Genomic DNA, 18459 nt, shown 5'->3' with positions numbered 1-18459 from the left:
GGGAGGAGGGTCGTTTAGGGCCAAACGAGTTGCCTCATCGTCGGGTGGAACTATCCGTTTGACAAGGGGGTGGCGGAGAGAAACCGGTTCCGCCGTGGATTTCCGGGACCGGTCAGTCCTCGCCGGCCCGGCGCTCCGCCAGCAGGCGCAGCACCGAGCGCAGTTCCTCGAGGGCGTCCTCGATGACGTCCCGCTCGCCGAAGACGAGCTGGTGCAGGACGAGTCCCTCCAGGGTGGCGAAGACCATCCGGGACAGCCCCTGGCCGACCGGGCCGGGCAGCATCCGGGACAGTTCTCGGTGGGTGGCCTCGAAGTACTCGTCGTACAGCGCACGCAGATGGGCGTGAAGCTCCGGCCTGCGGCGGGCCTCCAGCAGCAGCTCGTACTGGAAGGCCTGGAGGTCGGGGCCGGACGCCACCATCTCCGTCAGCCCGGCCGAGAAGTCGTCGGGCGTACCGCCGCCCTCGCCGAGCGTGCTGCTGCTCAGCGAGGAGCGGATGGCGTGGGTGAGTGCCTCCTCGATCAGCGCGTCGCGCGAGCCGAAGTGGTGCACGACCAGACCGTGGGTGACGCCCGCCTCCTCGGCGACGGCCCGGTAGGTGAGCTTGCGCAGCCCGCCCTGCGCCACCACGCGCACGGCGGCGTCGAGCAGGGCGGTCCGGCCGGCCCCGTAGTTGCGCACGCGCTTGCGGGGACGGGCCTCACCTGCGGGCTCGGCGGCGTCGGTCATGCCCCCGACCCTACCGACGCCGCCGCTCAACGCTTCGGCGGCCTGATGCCACGGAATTCCCAGTCGCCGCCGAGCGCGGTCGACAGCACTTCCTCGGACTCGGTGGGCTGGGCGCCGACGTCGGTGCGGACGGGGGTCGGCCCGGTCACGATGTGGTTCGTGAGCCGGCCGAGGCCCTCGACCTCGACCTCGACGACGTCGCCGGGGTGGACGGGACGGGAGTTGGCGGGCGTGCCCGAGAGCAGCACGTCACCGGGGTACAGCGTGATGGTGCGGGCGATGTCGGCGACGAGGTAGTGCATGTCCCACTTCATCTCGTCGGTCGAACCGTCCTGCACGACCTCGCCGTTGACGTACGTACGAAGCCGTTTGCCGTGGAAGTCCCAGTCGGTGACCAGGGCGGGCCCGAGCGGGCAGAGGGTGTCCGAGCCCTTGACCCGCAGCATCGAACCGGCGTCGGTGTCGCGGAAGTCGTGCAGGCCGTAATCGTTTGCGACGGTGTAGCCCGCGATGTACTCCCCCGCCTCCTCGGGCGAGATGTTCCGCGCGGTCTTCCCGATGACGATGGCGACCTCACCCTCGTAGTTGAGCCACTTGCAGCCCTCGGGACGGACGATCGCGCCCCGGTGGGAGTTGAGGGAGGAGGTCGGCTTGTGGAAGTACGTCGGGGTGTCGGGAAGTCCGATCCGGAACTCCTCCACCCGGCTGCTGTGGTTGAGATGGACGGCGATCACCTTCGACGGTATGACCGGCGGAAGGTGCTGCGCGTCCTCGATCTTGACGCGGCGGCCGTCACCGGCAGTCAGTTCTTCGCCCTCGACGGTGACCTGGACGGCGGCACCGTCCAGGAGGATGCGGCGGTACTCAGGCATGTGAGGTCTCCAGAGAAGTGGTGCGGTTCCCGGTCCAGCCCTCGGACGGGCGGTCGAACCAGAGGTGGACCTGACCCGTGCCGATCGAGTTCTCGTACTCGCCGTACTGGCGGGCCCCGGCCACACAGGCCTGCTCGCCGAGGGCACCGGCCATCATCAGGTAGTGGAAGAACTTCGCCTCCGGCTTGAACTTCCAGAACTCGTCCATCGTGTCGAGGACCTTGTCGTGCCGGCCCTCCTTGAACCACGCGATGCGCTCGGAGTCGGCCTCGCGCGCCTCGGGAGTGAAGATGTGGACCGGGTCGCTGGCCTCGTGGTCGCGCAGCTCGCGCAGCGGCCAGAAGGTGTGCGAGAGCGCGCCGGAGGCGATCAGCAGCACCCGGCGCCCGGGCGTTGCGGCGATACCGTCGGCGAGCGCCCGCCCGAGCCGCAGATGATCCTCCATGTCACCGGTCTGGCAGACGCCTACGGTCACCCACCGCTTGTCCGGCAGCCCCTCGCCGAGGAACTTCCAGAGGTTGACGGTGGCGTAGTAGATCGGCAGGTACTCGTCCTCGATCGCGGTGATCCAGGTGCCGTGCTGATCCGCGAACTTCGCTACGTTGTGGGCGAGTTCGGGGTCGCCGGGAAAGTCGTACGGCATCCGGCACATCCCGCGCGGCAGCTCCTCGGACGTGAACAGCCCGGCCCGGCGCTGCTGGGCCGTGACGACGAACTCGACCGTCGTCGCCCAGTGCGAGTCGAGGACGACGACGGTGTCGTAGTCGTCCCGCTCGAAGACCTCCTGGCGGAGCTGCTGGAGCCCGGTAACAAGGGTGATCTCCTTGCCCCCGTTGAGCTCCAGCCGGTCGGCCTCCGGCAGCACGATGGTGGGGACGTGGGCGAGCAGCCCGGCCCCGACGATCTCACCCATGGTTCTGGTTCCATCCCTTCGGGGCGGTGACGGTGTTCTTCAGATCGCAGTAGAAGTCGAAGCTCCAGGTGCCGCCCTCGCGGCCGACCCCGGAGAGCCGCGAACCGCCGAAGGGCGCCTGAAGGTCGCGCACGAAGAAGCAGTTGACCCAGACGGTGCCCGCGACAAGCTGCCCGGTGACACGCTCGGCACGCTCCGGGTCGCCGGTCGCGACGGTGGCGGCGAGCCCGAAACGGGTTCCGTTGGCGAGCCGCACAGCCACTTCTTCGCCACTGAAGGTCTGGAGGGTGAGGACGGGCCCGAAGACCTCCTCCTGCACGATCTCCGAGTCCTGGGCGACATCGGTGAGCAGCGTCGGCTCGTAGTAGAGGCCCTGGCCACGCCTGCCACCGATGACCGCGCGGCCCCCGGCGGCGATCGCCCGCTGCACGAAACCGTCGATCTTCTCCAGCTGGCGGGCGTGAATGTTGGGCCCGATGTCGGTGGCCTCGTCCCGCGGATCGCCTTGCGTGAGCCGTGACACCTTGTCGACAAAACGTCGTACGAACTCCTCGGCCACCGGCTCCTCCACGAGCAGCCGGGTCCCCGCGAGACACACCTGCCCCGCGTTGTCGTACTGCTCCACAGCGAGATCGACGGCCAGCTCCAGATCCGCGTCCGCGAACACCAACAGCGGCGATTTACCGCCGAGTTCAAGACTCAGCGGGGTGAGGTTGGCCGCGGCGGAGGCGGCGATGCGCTGTGCGGTCGGCACGGAACCGGTGAAGCTGATCCGGCGTACGTCCGGGTGCGAGGTGAGCGGGTCACCGACGTCGGCGCCATACCCCTGCACGACGTTCAGGACCCCGGCCGGCAGCCCCGCCTCCGCGGCGATGTCGGCCAGCAGGGACGCGGTGAGCGGCGTCCACTCGGCAGGCTTGAGAATGACGGTGTTGCCGGCGGCAAGGGCAGGGGCGACCTTCCAGGTCGCCAGCATCAGCGGCGCGTTCCAGGGCGTGATGAGGACGCAGGGGCCCGCCGGGTCCCAGCTGACGTGGTTGGTGTGTCCCCTGGTCTCGAAGTCCTCATGGTCTAGCTTCAACAACCAGTCCGCGAAGAAACGGAAGTTGTGAGCGACCCGCGGCATCACGCCGCGACGGTGGGACCGCAGCAGCGCACCGTTGTCATGCGTCTCTACGATCGCCAGCTCCTCGATCCGCTTCTCCACACCGTCGGCGATGGCATGCAGGATGCGGGCGCGCTCGGCGCGGGAGGTGGCGGCCCAGGTGGGGAAGGCATCGCGGGCGGCGGCGACAGCAGCGGCGGCTTCGGTGGCGGTGCCGCGGGCGATCTCGCCGAGAACGCTGCCGTCAATGGGGGACACGTCGGTGAACGTTTCGGCGGAGGCGACACGTTGGCCGCCGATCCAGTGCCGGGTGTCGATGGTGACGCCGGCGACGGTGATCTTGTCAGTCATGAGAAGGGCTCCTGTTCGGACGAGGGGCAGGTGATTCCCCAGGGGCGCGGAAACTGCACGCTTCCGACATCCCGGACTCCAGCAACCGACCCCCGTCCCAGACCACGCCCACCTGCCGGTAATACGCGGCAATGGGCTCACGCACCTCCAACCGGGCCAACTCCTCCGTAGGCGCCTCGAACAGCTCCAACTCGGCTTCGCCGACCCACGGTTGGCCGCCCTCAAAGGAGTCGGCCCCGGACTCGATCAGCTCATCGAGCGCAAGCCCCTTGCCCCTCTCGATCGACGGCAGCCAGCGATGGTGGGCCATGGGATGTCCGTTGACGAACCCGTTGGTGTCCGACGGCTCCCGCAGGGTGACCACGGCCTGGGCGAGCCGCCGGTCCGCAGCCGCGAGCGTCGCCCCGAACCGAGCCCCCGCCTCGATGCGAGGAGCAGGCCCATAAGGATGCGGACGCGTCTGATGAATGGATCCCAGCTTCTTCGGATAGCCCTGGTGCAGCCCGCGGGCGATGGCGAAGTCCTTGTCGACCCAGATGTAGACACATCGCGAGTACGTCCGCCCCTGGTACCGGCACCGGACGACCGCGAACGCCTCCTTGTACTGCGACCGCACGGGATCCAGCAGTTCCTCCCCCGCGGCCGAGCACGACTGCCAGTCGGCCCAGATGAGCGCGACCGCGCCGGGGTCATCATCTGCCAACTCCAGTGGCTCGGGCAGAAGTTCACGCACCCGCGCCGGGTCCGTCCGGTACTCGACGGTCAGCAGATCACCGGAGTACCGCCACGGCGGCGAGGGAATCAACGACGACGCACCCGACGCCGACTTGGGGTGGAAGAAACCACGAACACTGCTCATGACGCTCCTTGCACGGTCAGGGCGGGCTGCTTCAGCAGCCCGGCGCGGTAACGGGCAGCACCCATGGCAGCGGCCTTGCCGCCGAGCGCGACGACACCGACCAGACGACCGTCGCGGTGGTGACCGACGAGGACGTCCCCCTCGGGATCCTCGGGATCGCCCTCCAGAACCCGCACATCGTCGAGACCCAGCGCAGGCGCCCCGAAGGACTGCAACCGGAACTCGTGCTGATCACTCCAGAAGGTGGGCAGCGGAGCGAAGGGCGTCGCCGGCTCCACGTCGTCACCCGCGACCAGCACCTTCGCCGCATGCTTGGCCGTGTCCGTAGGGATCGACCAGTGCTCGACGCGACGCGGTACGCCGTCATAGCGGGCGTTGGGGAAACGGGCCACGTCACCGACCGCGACGACCCCGGGGAACACCCGCAGCTGCTCGTCGGTCAGGACGCCGTCGGTCAGATCGAGCCCGTTGCCGTCCAGCCACTCGGTGTTGGCGACCGAGCCGACGGACTCGACGACCACGTCGGCGGGCAGGACGGTGCCGTCGCTCAGCACGACGCCGGTGACCCGGTCCTCGCCCTCGAAACCCGCTACACCGGTTTCGAGCACGAAGCGCACCCCGCGCTCCTCGTGCCGCTTCAGCAGCACCCGCGCGAGCAGTTCACCCAGCGGTCCCACCATCGGCAGCGGCAATGGATCGACAACGGTCACCTCGGCGACCCCGAGCCCGACGGCGGTGGCCGCCACCTCGCAGCCGATGAAACCGGCGCCGACCACGACCACCCGTGCGCCGGGCCGGGTCAGCTCGTCCCGCAGGCCCTGCGCGTCGGCGATCGTGCGGACGGTGTGCCGCCCGGCGAGAGGGCCGGGGCAGTGCAGCCGACGGGGCCGCATTCCGGTGGCGACGACCAGACCGTCGTACGACAGTGTCGAGCCGTCGTCGAGTGCGACGGTCCGTTCGGCGAGCCGGGCCGCGATGACGCGCGTGCCCAGCCGCCACTCGACGTCGGCCGCCCACGGCTTCGGCGTGAAGGCGAGCGACTCGAAGGGCACCTTTCCCGCCAGGACCTCCTTCGACAGCGGAGGCCGGTTGTACGGCATGTGCGGCTCGTCGCCGATCACGGTGACGCGGCCGGTCCAGCCCGCGGCACGCAGGTGCTCGGCGGCGCGCAGGCCGCCCATGGAGGCGCCCGCCACGAGGATGCGGGGGCTCATGTCAGTCCTCGATCCGGATGGCCTGCAGCGGGCACACGTCCACCGCTTCCTCGACCTCGTCGCGCAGCGCGTCGTCCGGGTCGGGGACGTGGGCCAGGTGTCCGCCGTCGTCCATCCGGAAGACGTCGGGGGCCGCGAAGACGCACTGGCCGTGGTCCTGGCACTTGTTCATGTCGACGACGACCTTCATGGCCGGCCTCCAGGAAAGGGGCGAAGGGGGATGAAGGGGCCCGGCCGCCAGGCGGGCGGGCCCCGGCCAACGGGAGCGAAGACCGCACCCGGACTCGTTTGGCTCCAAACAAGATAGGAAGCGGGCGGGGGCTGGTCAATACCTATCCACATGGATAAATTCTTGGGGGCAAACCCTTGCGGGGCACCTGGAGCACGCCTACCGTTTGGCATCAAACGAGAACGGGGCGCCGCCCTCCGACATCGCATCCGGCGCCCTCTCCCCCTCCCTCACCCCGCCTTCCGGCCCGCGTGTACGCCACCCCGGAAGCGCCCCGACATCCGCCCGAGGAGACAACGGTGAGCGCTCACGATCCCCAAGAAGTCCGCCGCCACATGGACCGCCTCACCGCCGACGGCATCGACGTGGTCCGAGTGACGTACCCCGATCTCCTCGGCACCGACCGGGGGCGGGACGTACTGGTCGAGGAGCTGGACCGGGCCTGTGCGCACGGGCTGGCCTTCTGCCGGGCCGTCTACCACACCAGCCCGCAGGGCGATGTGGTCCCGGTCAGCGGCGGCCTGGACGCGGGGCTGCCGGACATCTGCGTACGCCCGGACCTCGACACGCTGGTGGCCCTTCCCTGGGAGCCGGGAGTCGCCGGCTGTCTCGCCGAGGTCGTCGACCCGGCGACCGGAGGGCCGGCCGCCGAATCGCCCCGCGACCTGCTGCGCGCGGTCCTGGAGCGGTGCGCCGGGCACGGGCTGCGGCCGGTCGTCGGACCCGAGCTGGAGTACTTCCTCTGCGAATCGACGCAGACGGGTGGCTGGCGCCGGTACTCCACCGAGGCGGGCGTCGTCTACACCACCGGCCTGCGCGCCGACCCCGACAACCATCTGCTGCGCACGCTGCGAGCGGTGCGCGGGCTGGGCATCGGCGTGCTGAGCGGGAACCACGAGTTCGACGGCGGGCAGTTCGAGATCAATCTCGCCCACGCCGACGCGATGACCGCCGCCGACCATGCCTTCCGTTTCAAGGCCGCGGTCAAGGAGCTGGCCCGCAAGGAGGGCCGGCTTGCGACCTTCATGGCCAAGCCGTTCAACGACGCGGGCGGCTCCGGCTTCCATCTGCATCTGTCCTGCGAGGACGACCGGTCGGGAAACGTTTTCGACGACCCGACGGCTCCGTACGGCCTCTCGGCCACCGCCCGGCACGCGGTCGCCGGCGTCCTGGCGCACGCACCCGCCCTCGCCGCACTGCTCAACCCGACGGTGAACTCGTACAAACGCTTCGGCCCCGACACCCTCGCGCCCTGGCTGATCGACTGGGGCCTGGACAACCGCAGCGCGATGGTCCGTATCCCGCCCGAGCGCGGCGCGGGGGCCCGTCTGGAGCTGCGGCTCGGCGACGCCGGCGCCAACCCCTACTTGGCGATCGCCGCCACCGTGGCCGCCGCCCTCCTCGGTGTCCTCGCCGGTGAGGAGCCCCCGGCGCCACTGGAGGGCTACGGCTACGACACCACACGATCCGCTGTGCTGCCCACCTCCCTGTCCTCCGCGCTCGACGCTCTGGAGGCGGACACCGACCTGGCCGAGCTGCTCGGCAAGGGCTTCACCACGTCCTACCTCTCCTATAAGCGCAACGAGGTCGAACGCTTCCAACGGCACGTCACCGACTGGGAGTTCACCGAGTACGCCTACCACCTGTAACACCTGGGAGTCACCGATGACCTCTGCGATCGAGCCCATGCCGCTGGGCGAGGTGAACCTCGCCGACCTCGACAATTTCACCGACGGAGTGACGCCCTGGCGGATGTTCCACACGCTGCGCCACGAGGACCCGGTGCACTGGCAGCCCGAGGAGAAGCCCAACTCCGGTTTCTGGGCGGTCACCCGGCACGCCGACATCGCCACCGTCGACCGCGACCCCGAGACCTTCACCTCGACGAGGTTCGTCAACCTCGAAGAGGTCGACGACGACCAGATCAAGAAACGCGCTTCCATCCTGGAGCTGGACGGCGTCCGCCACCGTGCGCTGCGCAGCGTGATCCAGCGTCAGTTCGGCGCGAGCGTCATCAACAGCTACACCGATTTCCTGCGCGGCCTCACCGCACAGACCCTCGACGCCGCCCTCGCCAAGGGCACCTTCGACTTCGTCTCCGACGTCTCCGCCGACTTCCCGATCAACGTCCTCGCCCGGCTCCTCGATGTGCCGCCGGAGGACAACCAGCAGCTCATCGACTGGGGAAACCGCATCATCGGCAACACCGACCCCGACTACGCCGATGTGCTCCTGAACAGCGAGGAGAGCGAGAAGTACCGCGATCTGCCGTTCCGCTCCCCCGCCTCGATCGAAGTCTTCGAGTACGGACGGGAGTTGGCCCGGCAGCGGCGCGGCGGCGAGGGCACGGACCTGGTCTCCAAGCTGGTCAACACCACCCCGCGCGACGGCGTCCCGCTCTCCGCGCAGGACTTCGACAACTACTTCCTGCTGCTGGTGGTGGCGGGCAACGAGACCACCCGCCACACCATCTCCCACTCGATGCTCGCCCTCCTCCAGCACCCCGAGCAACTCGCCCGGCTCAAGGACGACCCCTCTCTCATTCCCACGGCGGTGGAGGAGTTTCTGCGTTGGGCCTCACCCGTCTACCACTTCCGCCGCACCGCGACCCGCGATGTCGAACTCGGCGGCAAGCAGGTCAAGGAGGGCGACAAGGTCGTGATGTGGTACGCCTCCGGCAACCGCGACGAATCCGTCTTCGAAAACCCCTACGACTTCGACGTCACCCGGCAGAACAACGACCACGTCACCTTCGGCAAGGGCAGCCCTCATCTGTGCCTGGGCAATCTGCTCGCCCGCACCGAGATCCGCATCATGTTCGAGGAGCTGATCCCCCGCCTCGCCGACATCAGGCCGGCGGGGGACGTACCGCGCGTGCGCTCCAACTTCGTCAACGGCATCAAGAAGCTGCCGGTGACAGTGACGCTCGCCTGATCTCGGAGGTCACCCGGTAACTGCCGGACGGCACCCGGTAGTCGGCAGTCCCGTCCACGTGGCCCAGGTACTTCACCCCGGGCACACGAGCCAGCGGTGTCCGTCCCTCCCGCACCGTGTCCGGATCGACCGTCGGGACGCGCAGAGTCGCGGTCGTGTTGGGCGGGACCACGCACCGGTGCGTGAACGTCGCCCCGTCGACGACCCACTCGCTGACGATCTCCCCGTACGGGGAGACATACGAACCCGCCACCCGCGTGACCTTCCCGGTGGGGTCGATGTGCGGCCGCAGGAAGAAGTGCCGGAAGCCGGGGTGGGCCGGGTCCTTGGCGATGCCGGCCATGTCCTCGTACATCCACTCCGCGATGGCGCCGTAGGAGTAGTGGTTGAACGAGTTCATCTCGACCGGGCCGAAACCGTCCTCCTCGGAGTAGGAGTTCCAGCGCTCCCACACGGTGGTGGCGCCGTTCTTCACCGAGTACAGCCAGGACGGCATGGCGTCCTGGTGGAGCAGTGCGTACGCCAGGTCCGCGCGGCCTGCAGCGGTGAGCACGGGGGCGAGGACGTTGACGCCCAGGAAGCCCACGGACAGCGTGTTCTCGGCGTAATCCACCCGGGCGCTGTCCGGGTGGGCCTGCTTGTACTCCTCCGAGTTCCCGATGTTCTCGGCGAGCAGGGCCACCAGTTCGCGGCGCTGCGCGTCCGTGTCGTACAGGCCGAGCTTGAGCGCCCACACCAGCGCGGTCTGGGAGTTGTCCTCCGCCGGGGCCGGTTCGCCCCAGTCCTGCGGCTTGCCGAGACTGGAGCGGAGCACGAGCCTGCCGGAGGCGTCGGTGGCGAGGTACTTCGCGGTGAACGCCTTCTTGATCCGCGCATACAGCTCGTCGTAGGCGGAAGCCTCGGCCGTACGGCCGGTGGCGCGGCCCATGTCCGCCAACAGCCGGGTGGAGTACGCGTAGTAGGCGTCGCTCATCAGCTGGGCGCTGGTGTTCTGGAACGCCAGCCAGTCGCCGAAGATCGCGCCCTGACCGGCGTACGCGTCACCGGACTTGGCGCGGATCCAGTCGACGTACTTGGTCATGGCCGCCCAACTGCGGTCGATCACCGCGGTGTCGCCGGACATCTGCCAGACGGTCCACGGCACGATGACACCCGCGTCGGCCCAGCCGCTCGCGGGGGCCGGGAAGGCGTACCGGGAGCCGGGCGCGATACACGGGAACTGGGCGCCGTCGAGACCGTAGGCGGTCTGCGAGGCGATGAGGGTGTCCTGGAAGTGGCTGAGGAAGTTCACCGCGTCGCCGTTGTAGAGGGCGGTGTTGCAGAACACCTGGGTGTCGCCGGTCCAGCCCTGGCGCTCGTCGCGCTGCGGGCAGTCGGTGGGGACCCAGAGGTAGTTGCCGCGCTGGCCCCAACGGACGTTGCTGAACAGCTGGTTGACGAGGTCGTTGTCGGTGGTGACCGTGCCGGTGTCGCGGACGGCGGAGGTGGCGACCCTGCCGGTCACGCTGGAGACGGTGACGGTGGTGCCGGGGGTGGCGACGCGCACCTGGACGTAGCGGAAGCCGTAGAAGGTGAGCGAGTCCTGGTGGGTCTCGCCGTCCTCGGCGCCCTTCAGGACGTAGGTGCTGGTCGCCTTGGCCGCGCGCAGGTTGGCCAGATAGACCGAGCCCTCGGGGCCGTCGGCGCCCGCGCTGTCGTCGTTGAGCATCTCGCCGAAGCGGAACACGACTTCGGCGCCGGCCGGACCCTTGAGGGTGTAACGAGGAACACCGACCATGTTCTGGCCCAGGTCGAAGATGGCGGTGTCCCCGGTGCTCAGGGTGACCCGGGCGCGCGCGGCCTCGGCCGGATCGGTGGTCGAGCGGTCCGGGTCGACGACGATACGGCCCTTGCCGTTGGGGCTGTCCGACGCGCCGGTGACCTTGTCGTAGACGGTCACCGACTGCGGCCGGCGGTCCCACTGCGGCATCAGGCGTGCCGTCTCGCCGGGGTAGGCGATCAGCTTCGAGTCGGGGAACTTCGCGGCGAAACCGTGTACGTCGACGTCCGCCCAGGTGCTGTCGTCGAAACCGTTCGCCGTCCAGCCGTCCAGTGCCTTGCGGGCGTCGTAGGTCTGCCCGTCGTAGATGTCGTCCGCGCGGTACGGGCCGGTGTCGGTGGCCTTCCAGCCGGTGCCGGGCGCGGTGACCACCGTCTGCGTCGTGCCGTCGGTGTACCGGATCAGCAGCTTCGCCTTCAGGGCGAGCGGGTTGCCGTCCTTGCTGTAGTACTTGCTCGCGGGCGCACCGTCGACCGGTTCGCTGACGCGCGAGTTGTACCAGCCGTTGCCGAGGACCGCGGCGAGCGTGACGCGCCGCTCGCCCGCGAGCAGGTCGGTCACGTCGTACGTCATGTAGTTGACGCTGGTGTCGTAGTTGGTCCAGCCCGGCGTGAGCAGTTCATATGTGCGCCCGCCGTCCTGCGGCACGGAGACGCGGCGGCCGTTGAGGTGCGCCTCGTAGACGCCGAGGGCCGAGATGTAGAGGCGGGCCTGTGCGACGCGGGCCTTGCGGAGAGCGGTTTCATGGCGGAGCAGCGGCGCTCCGGGGGTGTTCGGACGCTTGCCCGCCATGCTGATCCACTGGGCGCCGTTCCAGCCGGTCACGCCGTCCGTGCTGAGGAGACCGGTTTCGAAAACGGCGGTGGGGGTCGGGGTGGAGACCTTGCGGCCGTGCTCGTCCCAGACTCGGACGGTCCAGAAGTAGCGGGTGGAGGGCTGGAGTTCGGGGCCCGCGTACCGCACCGCCACGGAGTCCGCCGAGTCGATCCGGCCGCTGTTCCACACGTCCGAGCGGCCGGGCCCGGTCCCGACCAGGATCTGGTACGCCGTCTGGCATCGGCCCCGAGCCGGCGAGCGCAGGTGCCAGCCGAAGCGAGGGGTGGGCTCATCTAGGCCCAGGGGGTTCGTCCGGTGCTCCACGGTCAGGTGCTCCACGGTCAGGGCGGAGCCGGAGGTCTCGGCTGAGGCGGGCGGCGCGGCATACGCCGTACCTCTCCCCGTCGTCACCGCCGCCGCGACCGCCGTACCCACGCTCACGGCGAGCACGGTTCTGCGGGGCACCCCGTTCGGTTCGCTGTCGATTCCGTTGTCCATGCCGTCATCCCTTCGGCTTTCGACTCACGGGTTGTATCGATTCACTGCGATCGGCCGGGAAACTAGTGACGTCTGGGATGGCTGTCCATGGCTTCGACCGAAGAAGCCTCAGCGAAAATTGAACGGGTTTTGAAACTTTTCAAAACCGGAATGTCAGCCCCGCGGCCGATCTCCGTAGGGGCGCCGGACGCAGGACGCGACGACCACGAAGGGCCACAGGGCCTGCATCGCCGTCACCAGACGCTCGGCGGCCCCGATGGCACCGTCGTCCTGCTGCATCTCGATCAGAAACCAGAGTGCGGCGAGACCCATCAGCGCGGTCGCCGCGAGGGAGGGCCCCGGGCGCAGGGGCCAGGGTGCGGCCGCGCCGCGCACGGCGGCCAGCATCGGCCACACCGCCAGGAGCGTGAAGCCGACCACGGCGACCGAACCGTGCCGCAGCGAACCACCGCTGCTCGGCGGCGGCACCAGCGCGACGACCAGCGCCGCGAATCCGCCCGCGCCCAGCGCCACTCGCCCGGCGAACGCGGCCGGCCGCAGGCCCCAGGCGGTGAGCAGATGACAGACGCCCAGCGCGAACAGGGCCGTGGTCATCACCCAGTACCCCGACGCCCCGTAGGCCGCCAGCACGCTGATCGTCTGGGTGGCGGGGTCATAGGCGGGCCCCTCGAGCAGTGCCGCGACCGACCAGCCGCCGATCAGCACGAGAGGCGCACACGCCGATGAAAGCAAGGCCCACCACGGCACAAGTCGCATCAGAACACCGTAAAACGCCCCTTCCTTCCCGCATCGCACACACGCAGACGACGACGGCGGGCCCGTGGGTCCGAAACCAGTTGATTGACTTAGGCAAGATAATCTGCTTGCCTAAGTCAAGGAAGCCCGCATCCCCAGAAAGCGATTCACTCCATGACCACGAAGATGAAGTCCGTCCGGACCGGCGAGCAGAACAAGATCGATGTGGTGAAGGTCGAGCGGCCCGTCCCGGGACCGAAGGACGCCCTGCTCCGGATCCGGGCGTGCGGTATCTGCGGTACGGACACCGCCTTTCTGCACATGGGCGGCATGCCGTCCCGAGGGCACGCGGGCGGTGAGATGGTCGCCATCCCGCTCGGCCACGAGCCGGCGGGCGAGATCGTGGAGGTCGGTGCCGAAGTGGCCGGCCTCAAGGTCGGTGACCGCGTCGTCGTCAACCCTCAGGCCGCACCCTCGGGCATCATCGGCTGCGGCGGCGTACACGGGGGCATGACCGAGTACCTGCTCATCGAGGACTGTGTCGTCGGCAGGAGCGTCGCCGTCTTCCCCGACACCGTCCCCTTCGACGTCGCCTCACTCAACGAGCCCATGGCCGTCGCCCGGCACTGCGTCAACCGCTCCGAGGCGAAGCCGGGCGACAAGGTCGTCATCTTCGGGGCCGGGCCCATCGGGCTGGGTGCCGCGATCTGGCTCAAGCTGCGCGGCGTCGAGCACGTGGTCGTCGCGGACCTGATACCCGCACGGCTCGAGACCGCGCTGGCCGTCGGTGCGGACGCCGTCATCAACTCCGGCACCGAAGACGTCACCGCCAGACTGACGGAACTGCACGGACAGGCGGCCAACGCCCTCGGCCAGCCACGGGCCGGCACCGACATCTACATCGACGCCGCCGGCGCGCCCGCCGTCTTCAACGCCACCGTCGCAGCCGCCAAGTGGGGCGCGAAGCTGGTCATGGTCGCCGTACAGAAGAAGTCCGACGCCATCGACCTCGGCGGCATGCTCCGCAGCGAGCTCACCCTCATCGCCTCCCAGGGCTACCCCACCGAGATCTTCGAGGTCACCGCCGAACTCGCCGAGCACCACGAGCGGTTCGCCAAGCTGATCAGCCACCGCGTCCCCTTCTCCGAGGCCGAGCACGCCTTCGAGCTCGCGCTGACCCCCGGAGCGGCCGAGAAGGTCGTGGTCACGTTCGGTGATCAGCCGTAAGCGCCCCCCGTCGGTCGGGGTGACGTCGAGGACCGGTCAGGATTCGAGAAGCGCCGGTCACCGAGCCGCGCTTAGCGTGAGTGCCATGACCTCCATCGCTTGCATCACCCTCGAGGTGGCCGACCCCACGGCCGCCGAGCGCTTCTACGCCGATGCCTTCGGCCTCGACAAACAGGTACGTCTGCGGGGCTCGGAGGAGCCGACGTCCGGCTTCCGCGGGTTCACGGTGTCGCTCGTGGTCTCCCAGCCGTCGATCGTCAACGGCCTCTTCGGTGCCGCCCTGGCCGCCGGCGCCACCGAGCTGAAGCCCGCCAAGAAGTCGTTGTGGGGTTACGGCGGTGTCGTACAGGCCCCCGACGGGACGATCTGGCAGCTCGCAAGCTCGTCGAAGAAGGACACCGGGCCGGACAGCCGTGAGATCGATGAGATCGTTCTCCTCCTCGGCGTCTCGGACATGGCCGCGACCAAGCGGTTCTACGTCGACCGCGGCCTCAAGGTCGCGAAGAGCTTCGGCAGCAAGTACGTCGAGTTCGACGCCGCGTCGAGTCCCGTCAAGTTGGCGCTGTACGGACGTCGCGGCCTGGCCAAGGTCGCCGGAGTCCCGCCGGAGGGCAGCGGGGCCCACCGGCTCACGATCGGCGGCGACGCCGGGACCTTCACCGACCCGGACGGGTTCGTGTGGGAGCCCGCGGCATGAAAGAACGCCCTGGCGGAGCTGCGGGACGGAGCGGGCCGGTAGCCACCCCCCGCCAGGTCGACCCGCTGCCCTACTCGCAGATGATCTCGTTGCGCGGCGTGTAGTGGGTGCGGAACGGCTCCCGCTTCACCTCTTGGCCACCGTCGCGGAAGACCCGCTCCACGGTGACGTCGAAGCCCTCCAGCGGAGTCTGCGGCACGCACTCCTTGTCGGTGCTGACCTTCTTCTCCGGCTGCTTCACCTTCGTACGCGGACCCGTGACCGACTCGATCTCGTCGTACTTCTTGGTGCCGAGGAAGGTGACGGTCACCGAGGTGTCCGTGGACTCGGCCTGGATGTAGATGGCGTTGCCGGAGTCGTTGGCGAACCTCAGGTCCAGGCTGCCCCAGGCGACCGTGGCCTCGCGGCCCTCCGGGTAGCGCTCTATGTAGAACGAGTGGGCGCCGTACTCCATGGGCTTGACCCCGGCGAAGAACATCGCGTTGAACATGGTCGTGGCCACGGCGGACACCCCGCCACCGGGCGCCTTGGTGAACTGGTCGTCGAGGATCATGACGCCCTCGACGAAGCCGTTGGCCTCGGTGCGCTCACCGACGGTCCGGTTGAAGCTCCAGGTCTCGTCCGGCATGACGACGGAGCCGTTGATCAGTTCCACGGCCCGGCCGATGTTCTTCGTGCGGTAGGGCGCCGGTTCGAAGTTGACGGTGAAGGAGGACATCTTCTCCGTCAGCCCCAGCCGCGCGGCGTTCTCGCGGGTCACCTGTGGCTGGGTCACCCGCGTGGCCACCTCGCCGGTCCGTGCGGTACCCGACTTGGTGAGCAGCGGCAGTACGGCCTTGCTCAGCGCCTTGTCGGTGACCTCCTGGCCGGGGCGGGCGTCCTCGGCCACCGCGACCTTGTCGCCGTCGAGGCGCAGCGTGGCGTTCTCGGCCTTGGCGGGCAGGTCGGCGAGGGACTGGGCTACCGCGGGGGCGGCGCGCAGGCCCTTGCCGTCCAGCTTCGGGGTCAGGCTGCCGGTGCTGTCGGGTCGCATCGTCAGGTGTGCGCCCAGGACCTTCTGGTCGATCGTGATCCGCTCGCCGCCCGCGGTGAGCGTGACGGGCGCCGACATGGCCGGCCGCGCGAACTCGCGCACCGCCCGCCTTACCTCCTCCGCCGTGACCTTCGGTTTCGTCTCGCGGGTGGGCAGCGCGGTGGTGGAGCCGGCCTCGCCGCGCAGGAAGGCGGTGCGCAGGGGGTCGACCGCGGCGTCCACCTCCAGCGCGTGGCCGCCCCGCGCGGCGACCTGCCGGACCTGGCCGTCCGCGAAGGTGACAGCGCCGTTCCGGACCTTTTGGTCGAGGGACTTCGCGAGCTTTCCGAGGGCGGAGTGGGCCTTGTCCTTGTCGACGCGTACGACCGGCTCGACGGCACCGCCGGAGCTGAAGAGACCGCCGATCACGCTGAACGGATCGGCGTCGCCGGTGCGCGCCGCCCGGTCGACGGTCTCCTCGATGTCGAAGGTGATTCCGGCCTGCTGCGGATCGACCGTACCCTTGCGGTCACCGACCGTCACGGCCAGGTCCTGCGACGCGGCCTCCCCCAGGCGCTCCTCCAGCTTCCGGGTGGCCTCCGCGCGGGTCAGGCCCCCGATGTCCACACCGCGCACCGTCGTACCGGTGTCGATGTCCCCGCCCGCGAGGAGCAGCCCGGCGAGATACAGGCCACCCACACCGACGGTCAGGGCGCCGCCGGCCAGGGCGAGGGGCGGAACGGAGGGTATTCGGGGGCGCATGGGTCTCCTGGACGAGGGATGGGGGACGGTGCACCGGAGGACGCGACACTGCGCACAGGGCAAGCGTCCCAAGGTAGCCACAATCGGACCGAAAAGGCATATGTCCCACGTCACGCGGGGTTCCGGAGCAGCCGCACAGTGCCGTCGCCACTGTGGTTTCCACGGTCGAATCGCCGCGATGGTTCAATCCGCGCATACGGAGATCGATTCGACCCCGGCACCGGCTCCGAACCGTCGCCCCCAGGGCCGGTCAGGACCGGCGGCAGGAAGAACAGGCCGTGCCGAGCCGCCGGTATGCTGAGGCGGCTGCGGCACCCCCCACCATCACCCGTTCCCACGTGGTGAGTTATGGCCTGCGGCGACCGCGACGTCTCACGGCAAGAGGATGACAACAGGTGCTGATGGCGGGCCGCTACCGGCTGAACGAGTCGATCGGACGCGGGGGGATGGGGGAGGTCTGGCGGGCGTACGACGAGACCCTCGCCCGGCCGGTGGCCGTCAAGCTCCTGCTGCCCCAGGACACCGACCCCACCGCCACCTCCCGTTTCCGCCTGGAGGCGCAGACCGCGGCCCGGATCGACCATCCGAACGTGGTCGGCGTCCTGGACTTCGGCGAGTACGACAACCGGCTCTTCCTCGTGATGGAACTCATCGAGGGCGCCAGCCTCGCCCGGGCGCTGGCCCAGTCCGGCGCGCTGCCCGCCGACCGCGTGGCCTCGATCGCCGCGCAGGCAGCCGCCGGGCTCGCCGCCGCGCACCGGCAGGGCATCGTCCACCGGGACATCAAGCCCGCCAACCTGCTCCTGGACGCCGACGGCACCCTCAAGATCGGCGACTTCGGCATCGCCCGCTTCCTCGACGACCCCGGCGCCGCGCTGACGGCGACCGGGCAGATCGTCGGCACGAGTCTCTATCTCGCCCCCGAGCGCGCCCTCGGACAGCCGGCGGGCCCGGCCTCCGACGTCTACGCGCTGGGCTGTGTGCTCTACCAACTCCTCACCGGCCGCCCGCCGTTCCAGGCCGACACCGCCATCGCCATCCTGCACCAGCACCTCGACGCCGCCCCCGTACCACCCCGCGAACTGGGCATCCCCGGTCTCCCGCCCGCCTTCGAGAACTACCTCCTCGGCCTGCTCGCCAAGGACCCCGAGCACCGGCCCACCGCCCAGCAGGCCGCCGAATGGTTCGCCGACGGCGCCTGGCTCGGGCGCCCCGAACCGCTCCCCGACGCGACGCCGACTGCCCGGCCGCGGTCACATCAGCTGGGCGAGACCAGTGCCCCGACCACGTACGCACTGCCCTCCGTACCGGGCAGCGCCGCCACCGGCCGGTCCCGGGCACGCCGTCCAGAACGACCGGCGCTTCTCACCCGCCTCACCCGTCGGCCGCGTGTGGCGGCCACGGCAGCCGGAGCCGTGCTCTTCGTGGCCGCGATGCTCCTCGGCGTGCTGTGGTTCGCCCCCGACAACACCACGGCGAAGGGCACGGACTCCGAGCCGTCGCCCCGTACGAGCGCTCCCGCCTCCGCCTCTCCCCTGGCATCGAGCCCGGCTTCCACCGCCGCCCCGAGCCCGACGGCGGAGCCGAGCGGCAGCCGGGAACAGCGGGACGACGAGAAGCCGGAGCGGGAGAAGCGACACGACGGGCGTCAGGACGAGGAGGGGGACGAGGACGACTGACGGCGGC

15 protein-coding genes are annotated in these 18459 nt (G+C 69.6%); 5 read left to right on the top strand and 10 right to left on the bottom strand.

Translation table 11 applies throughout. The features are described from left to right. Positions 1–112: 112 nt before the first annotated feature. Genes AB0I98_RS33930 through AB0I98_RS33900 form a run of 7 tightly spaced genes read right to left on the bottom strand, consistent with a single transcriptional unit; the run spans position 113 to position 6234 of the window. Positions 113–730 (bottom strand): TetR family transcriptional regulator, encoded by a 618-nt coding sequence (locus tag AB0I98_RS33930; RefSeq protein ID WP_362948624.1) that lies wholly within the window; start codon positions 728–730, stop codon positions 113–115. A 26-nt stretch (positions 731–756) separates the two neighbouring features. Then, positions 757–1602, bottom strand: a complete 846-nt coding sequence (locus AB0I98_RS33925) for a fumarylacetoacetate hydrolase family protein (protein ID WP_362948623.1) — start codon at positions 1600–1602, stop codon at positions 757–759. Then, the gene (locus AB0I98_RS33920) at positions 1595–2515 is read right to left on the bottom strand and encodes a 3,4-dihydroxyphenylacetate 2,3-dioxygenase (protein WP_362948621.1); all 921 of its coding nucleotides are present in this window, start codon (positions 2513–2515) and stop codon (positions 1595–1597) included. The genes AB0I98_RS33925 and AB0I98_RS33920 overlap by 8 nt, the downstream gene beginning before the upstream one ends. Continuing rightward, positions 2508–3971, bottom strand: a complete 1464-nt coding sequence (locus tag AB0I98_RS33915) for an aldehyde dehydrogenase (protein WP_362948620.1) — start codon at positions 3969–3971, stop codon at positions 2508–2510. Before AB0I98_RS33915 ends, AB0I98_RS33920 begins: the two co-directional genes overlap by 8 nt. Further along, positions 3964–4830, bottom strand: a complete 867-nt coding sequence (locus tag AB0I98_RS33910; protein ID WP_362948618.1) for an acetoacetate decarboxylase family protein — start codon at positions 4828–4830, stop codon at positions 3964–3966. Before AB0I98_RS33910 ends, AB0I98_RS33915 begins: the two co-directional genes overlap by 8 nt. Continuing rightward, positions 4827–6044, bottom strand: a complete 1218-nt coding sequence (locus AB0I98_RS33905; protein WP_362948616.1) for an FAD-dependent oxidoreductase — start codon at positions 6042–6044, stop codon at positions 4827–4829. The genes AB0I98_RS33910 and AB0I98_RS33905 overlap by 4 nt, the downstream gene beginning before the upstream one ends. Before the next feature lies 1 nt (position 6045). Beyond that, positions 6046–6234 (bottom strand): ferredoxin, encoded by a 189-nt coding sequence (locus AB0I98_RS33900; protein ID WP_362948615.1) that lies wholly within the window; start codon positions 6232–6234, stop codon positions 6046–6048. A 338-nt stretch (positions 6235–6572) separates the two neighbouring features. Here AB0I98_RS33900 and AB0I98_RS33895 point away from each other — a divergent pair, with 338 nt between their 5' ends. Beyond that, positions 6573–7922: a glutamine synthetase family protein gene (locus AB0I98_RS33895; protein WP_362948613.1), complete on the top strand. Its 1350-nt coding sequence runs from the start codon at positions 6573–6575 to the stop codon at positions 7920–7922. 16 nt (positions 7923–7938) lie between these two features. Continuing rightward, on the top strand, positions 7939–9207 hold the full coding sequence (locus tag AB0I98_RS33890; RefSeq protein WP_362948611.1) for a cytochrome P450: 1269 nt from the start codon (positions 7939–7941) through the stop codon (positions 9205–9207). On the opposite strand, the gene AB0I98_RS33885 is transcribed toward AB0I98_RS33890, so the two are convergent. Together AB0I98_RS33885 and AB0I98_RS33880 are read right to left on the bottom strand one after the other, a co-directional pair. Further along, complete coding sequence (locus AB0I98_RS33885; RefSeq protein ID WP_362948609.1) at positions 9173–12340, bottom strand: family 78 glycoside hydrolase catalytic domain; 3168 nt, start codon at positions 12338–12340, stop codon at positions 9173–9175. The genes AB0I98_RS33890 and AB0I98_RS33885 overlap by 35 nt on opposite strands. A 153-nt stretch (positions 12341–12493) precedes the next feature. After that, a complete protein-coding gene (locus tag AB0I98_RS33880) occupies positions 12494–13096 on the bottom strand; it encodes a DUF998 domain-containing protein (protein WP_362948608.1) in 603 nt (200 codons plus the stop codon). Between the two features lie 153 nt (positions 13097–13249). On the opposite strand from AB0I98_RS33880, the gene AB0I98_RS33875 reads away from it, so the two are divergent. Further along, positions 13250–14302 carry a zinc-binding dehydrogenase gene (locus tag AB0I98_RS33875; RefSeq protein WP_362948607.1) on the top strand — a complete coding sequence of 351 codons (1053 nt, stop codon included), beginning with the start codon at positions 13250–13252 and terminating at the stop codon, positions 14300–14302. An 85-nt stretch (positions 14303–14387) separates the two neighbouring features. Continuing rightward, positions 14388–14999: a glyoxalase gene (locus AB0I98_RS33870; RefSeq protein ID WP_362948605.1), complete on the top strand. Its 612-nt coding sequence runs from the start codon at positions 14388–14390 to the stop codon at positions 14997–14999. Between the two features lie 70 nt (positions 15000–15069). Here the strand turns inward: AB0I98_RS33870 and AB0I98_RS33865 are convergent, their stop codons facing one another. Further along, complete coding sequence (locus AB0I98_RS33865) at positions 15070–16773, bottom strand: VanW family protein (RefSeq protein ID WP_362948604.1); 1704 nt, start codon at positions 16771–16773, stop codon at positions 15070–15072. Between the two features lie 395 nt (positions 16774–17168). Between AB0I98_RS33865 and AB0I98_RS33860 the strand changes: the two genes are divergently transcribed. After that, positions 17169–18452 carry a protein kinase gene (locus tag AB0I98_RS33860; protein ID WP_362948603.1) on the top strand — a complete coding sequence of 428 codons (1284 nt, stop codon included), beginning with the start codon at positions 17169–17171 and terminating at the stop codon, positions 18450–18452. The last annotated feature ends 7 nt before the right edge of the window (positions 18453–18459 follow it).

Source organism: Streptomyces sp. NPDC050211 (genome assembly GCF_040656035.1).
Classification (GTDB): Bacteria; Actinomycetota; Actinomycetes; order Streptomycetales; family Streptomycetaceae; genus Streptomyces.
The sequence above is the reverse complement of the archived record's forward strand: the minus strand, read 5'-3'. Positions and strand labels throughout refer to the sequence as shown.

Excerpts from the sequence above, each read along its gene's own strand:
- AB0I98_RS33915 (WP_362948620.1), bottom strand. The coding sequence starts at position 3,971 with ATGACTGACAAGATCACCGTCGCCGGCGTCACCATCGACACCCGGCAC.
- AB0I98_RS33875 (WP_362948607.1), top strand. The coding sequence starts at position 13,250 with ATGACCACGAAGATGAAGTCCGTCCGGACCGGCGAGCAGAACAAGATC.
- AB0I98_RS33910 (WP_362948618.1), bottom strand. The coding sequence starts at position 4,830 with ATGAGCAGTGTTCGTGGTTTCTTCCACCCCAAGTCGGCGTCGGGTGCG.
- AB0I98_RS33900 (WP_362948615.1), bottom strand. The coding sequence starts at position 6,234 with ATGAAGGTCGTCGTCGACATGAACAAGTGCCAGGACCACGGCCAGTGC.
- AB0I98_RS33925 (WP_362948623.1), bottom strand. The coding sequence starts at position 1,602 with ATGCCTGAGTACCGCCGCATCCTCCTGGACGGTGCCGCCGTCCAGGTC.
- AB0I98_RS33905 (WP_362948616.1), bottom strand. The coding sequence starts at position 6,044 with ATGAGCCCCCGCATCCTCGTGGCGGGCGCCTCCATGGGCGGCCTGCGC.
- AB0I98_RS33870 (WP_362948605.1), top strand. The coding sequence starts at position 14,388 with ATGACCTCCATCGCTTGCATCACCCTCGAGGTGGCCGACCCCACGGCC.
- AB0I98_RS33865 (WP_362948604.1), bottom strand. The coding sequence starts at position 16,773 with ATGCGCCCCCGAATACCCTCCGTTCCGCCCCTCGCCCTGGCCGGCGGC.
- AB0I98_RS33880 (WP_362948608.1), bottom strand. The coding sequence starts at position 13,096 with ATGCGACTTGTGCCGTGGTGGGCCTTGCTTTCATCGGCGTGTGCGCCT.
- AB0I98_RS33885 (WP_362948609.1), bottom strand. The coding sequence starts at position 12,340 with ATGGACAACGGAATCGACAGCGAACCGAACGGGGTGCCCCGCAGAACC.
- AB0I98_RS33930 (WP_362948624.1), bottom strand. The coding sequence starts at position 730 with ATGACCGACGCCGCCGAGCCCGCAGGTGAGGCCCGTCCCCGCAAGCGC.
- AB0I98_RS33890 (WP_362948611.1), top strand. The coding sequence starts at position 7,939 with ATGACCTCTGCGATCGAGCCCATGCCGCTGGGCGAGGTGAACCTCGCC.
- AB0I98_RS33920 (WP_362948621.1), bottom strand. The coding sequence starts at position 2,515 with ATGGGTGAGATCGTCGGGGCCGGGCTGCTCGCCCACGTCCCCACCATC.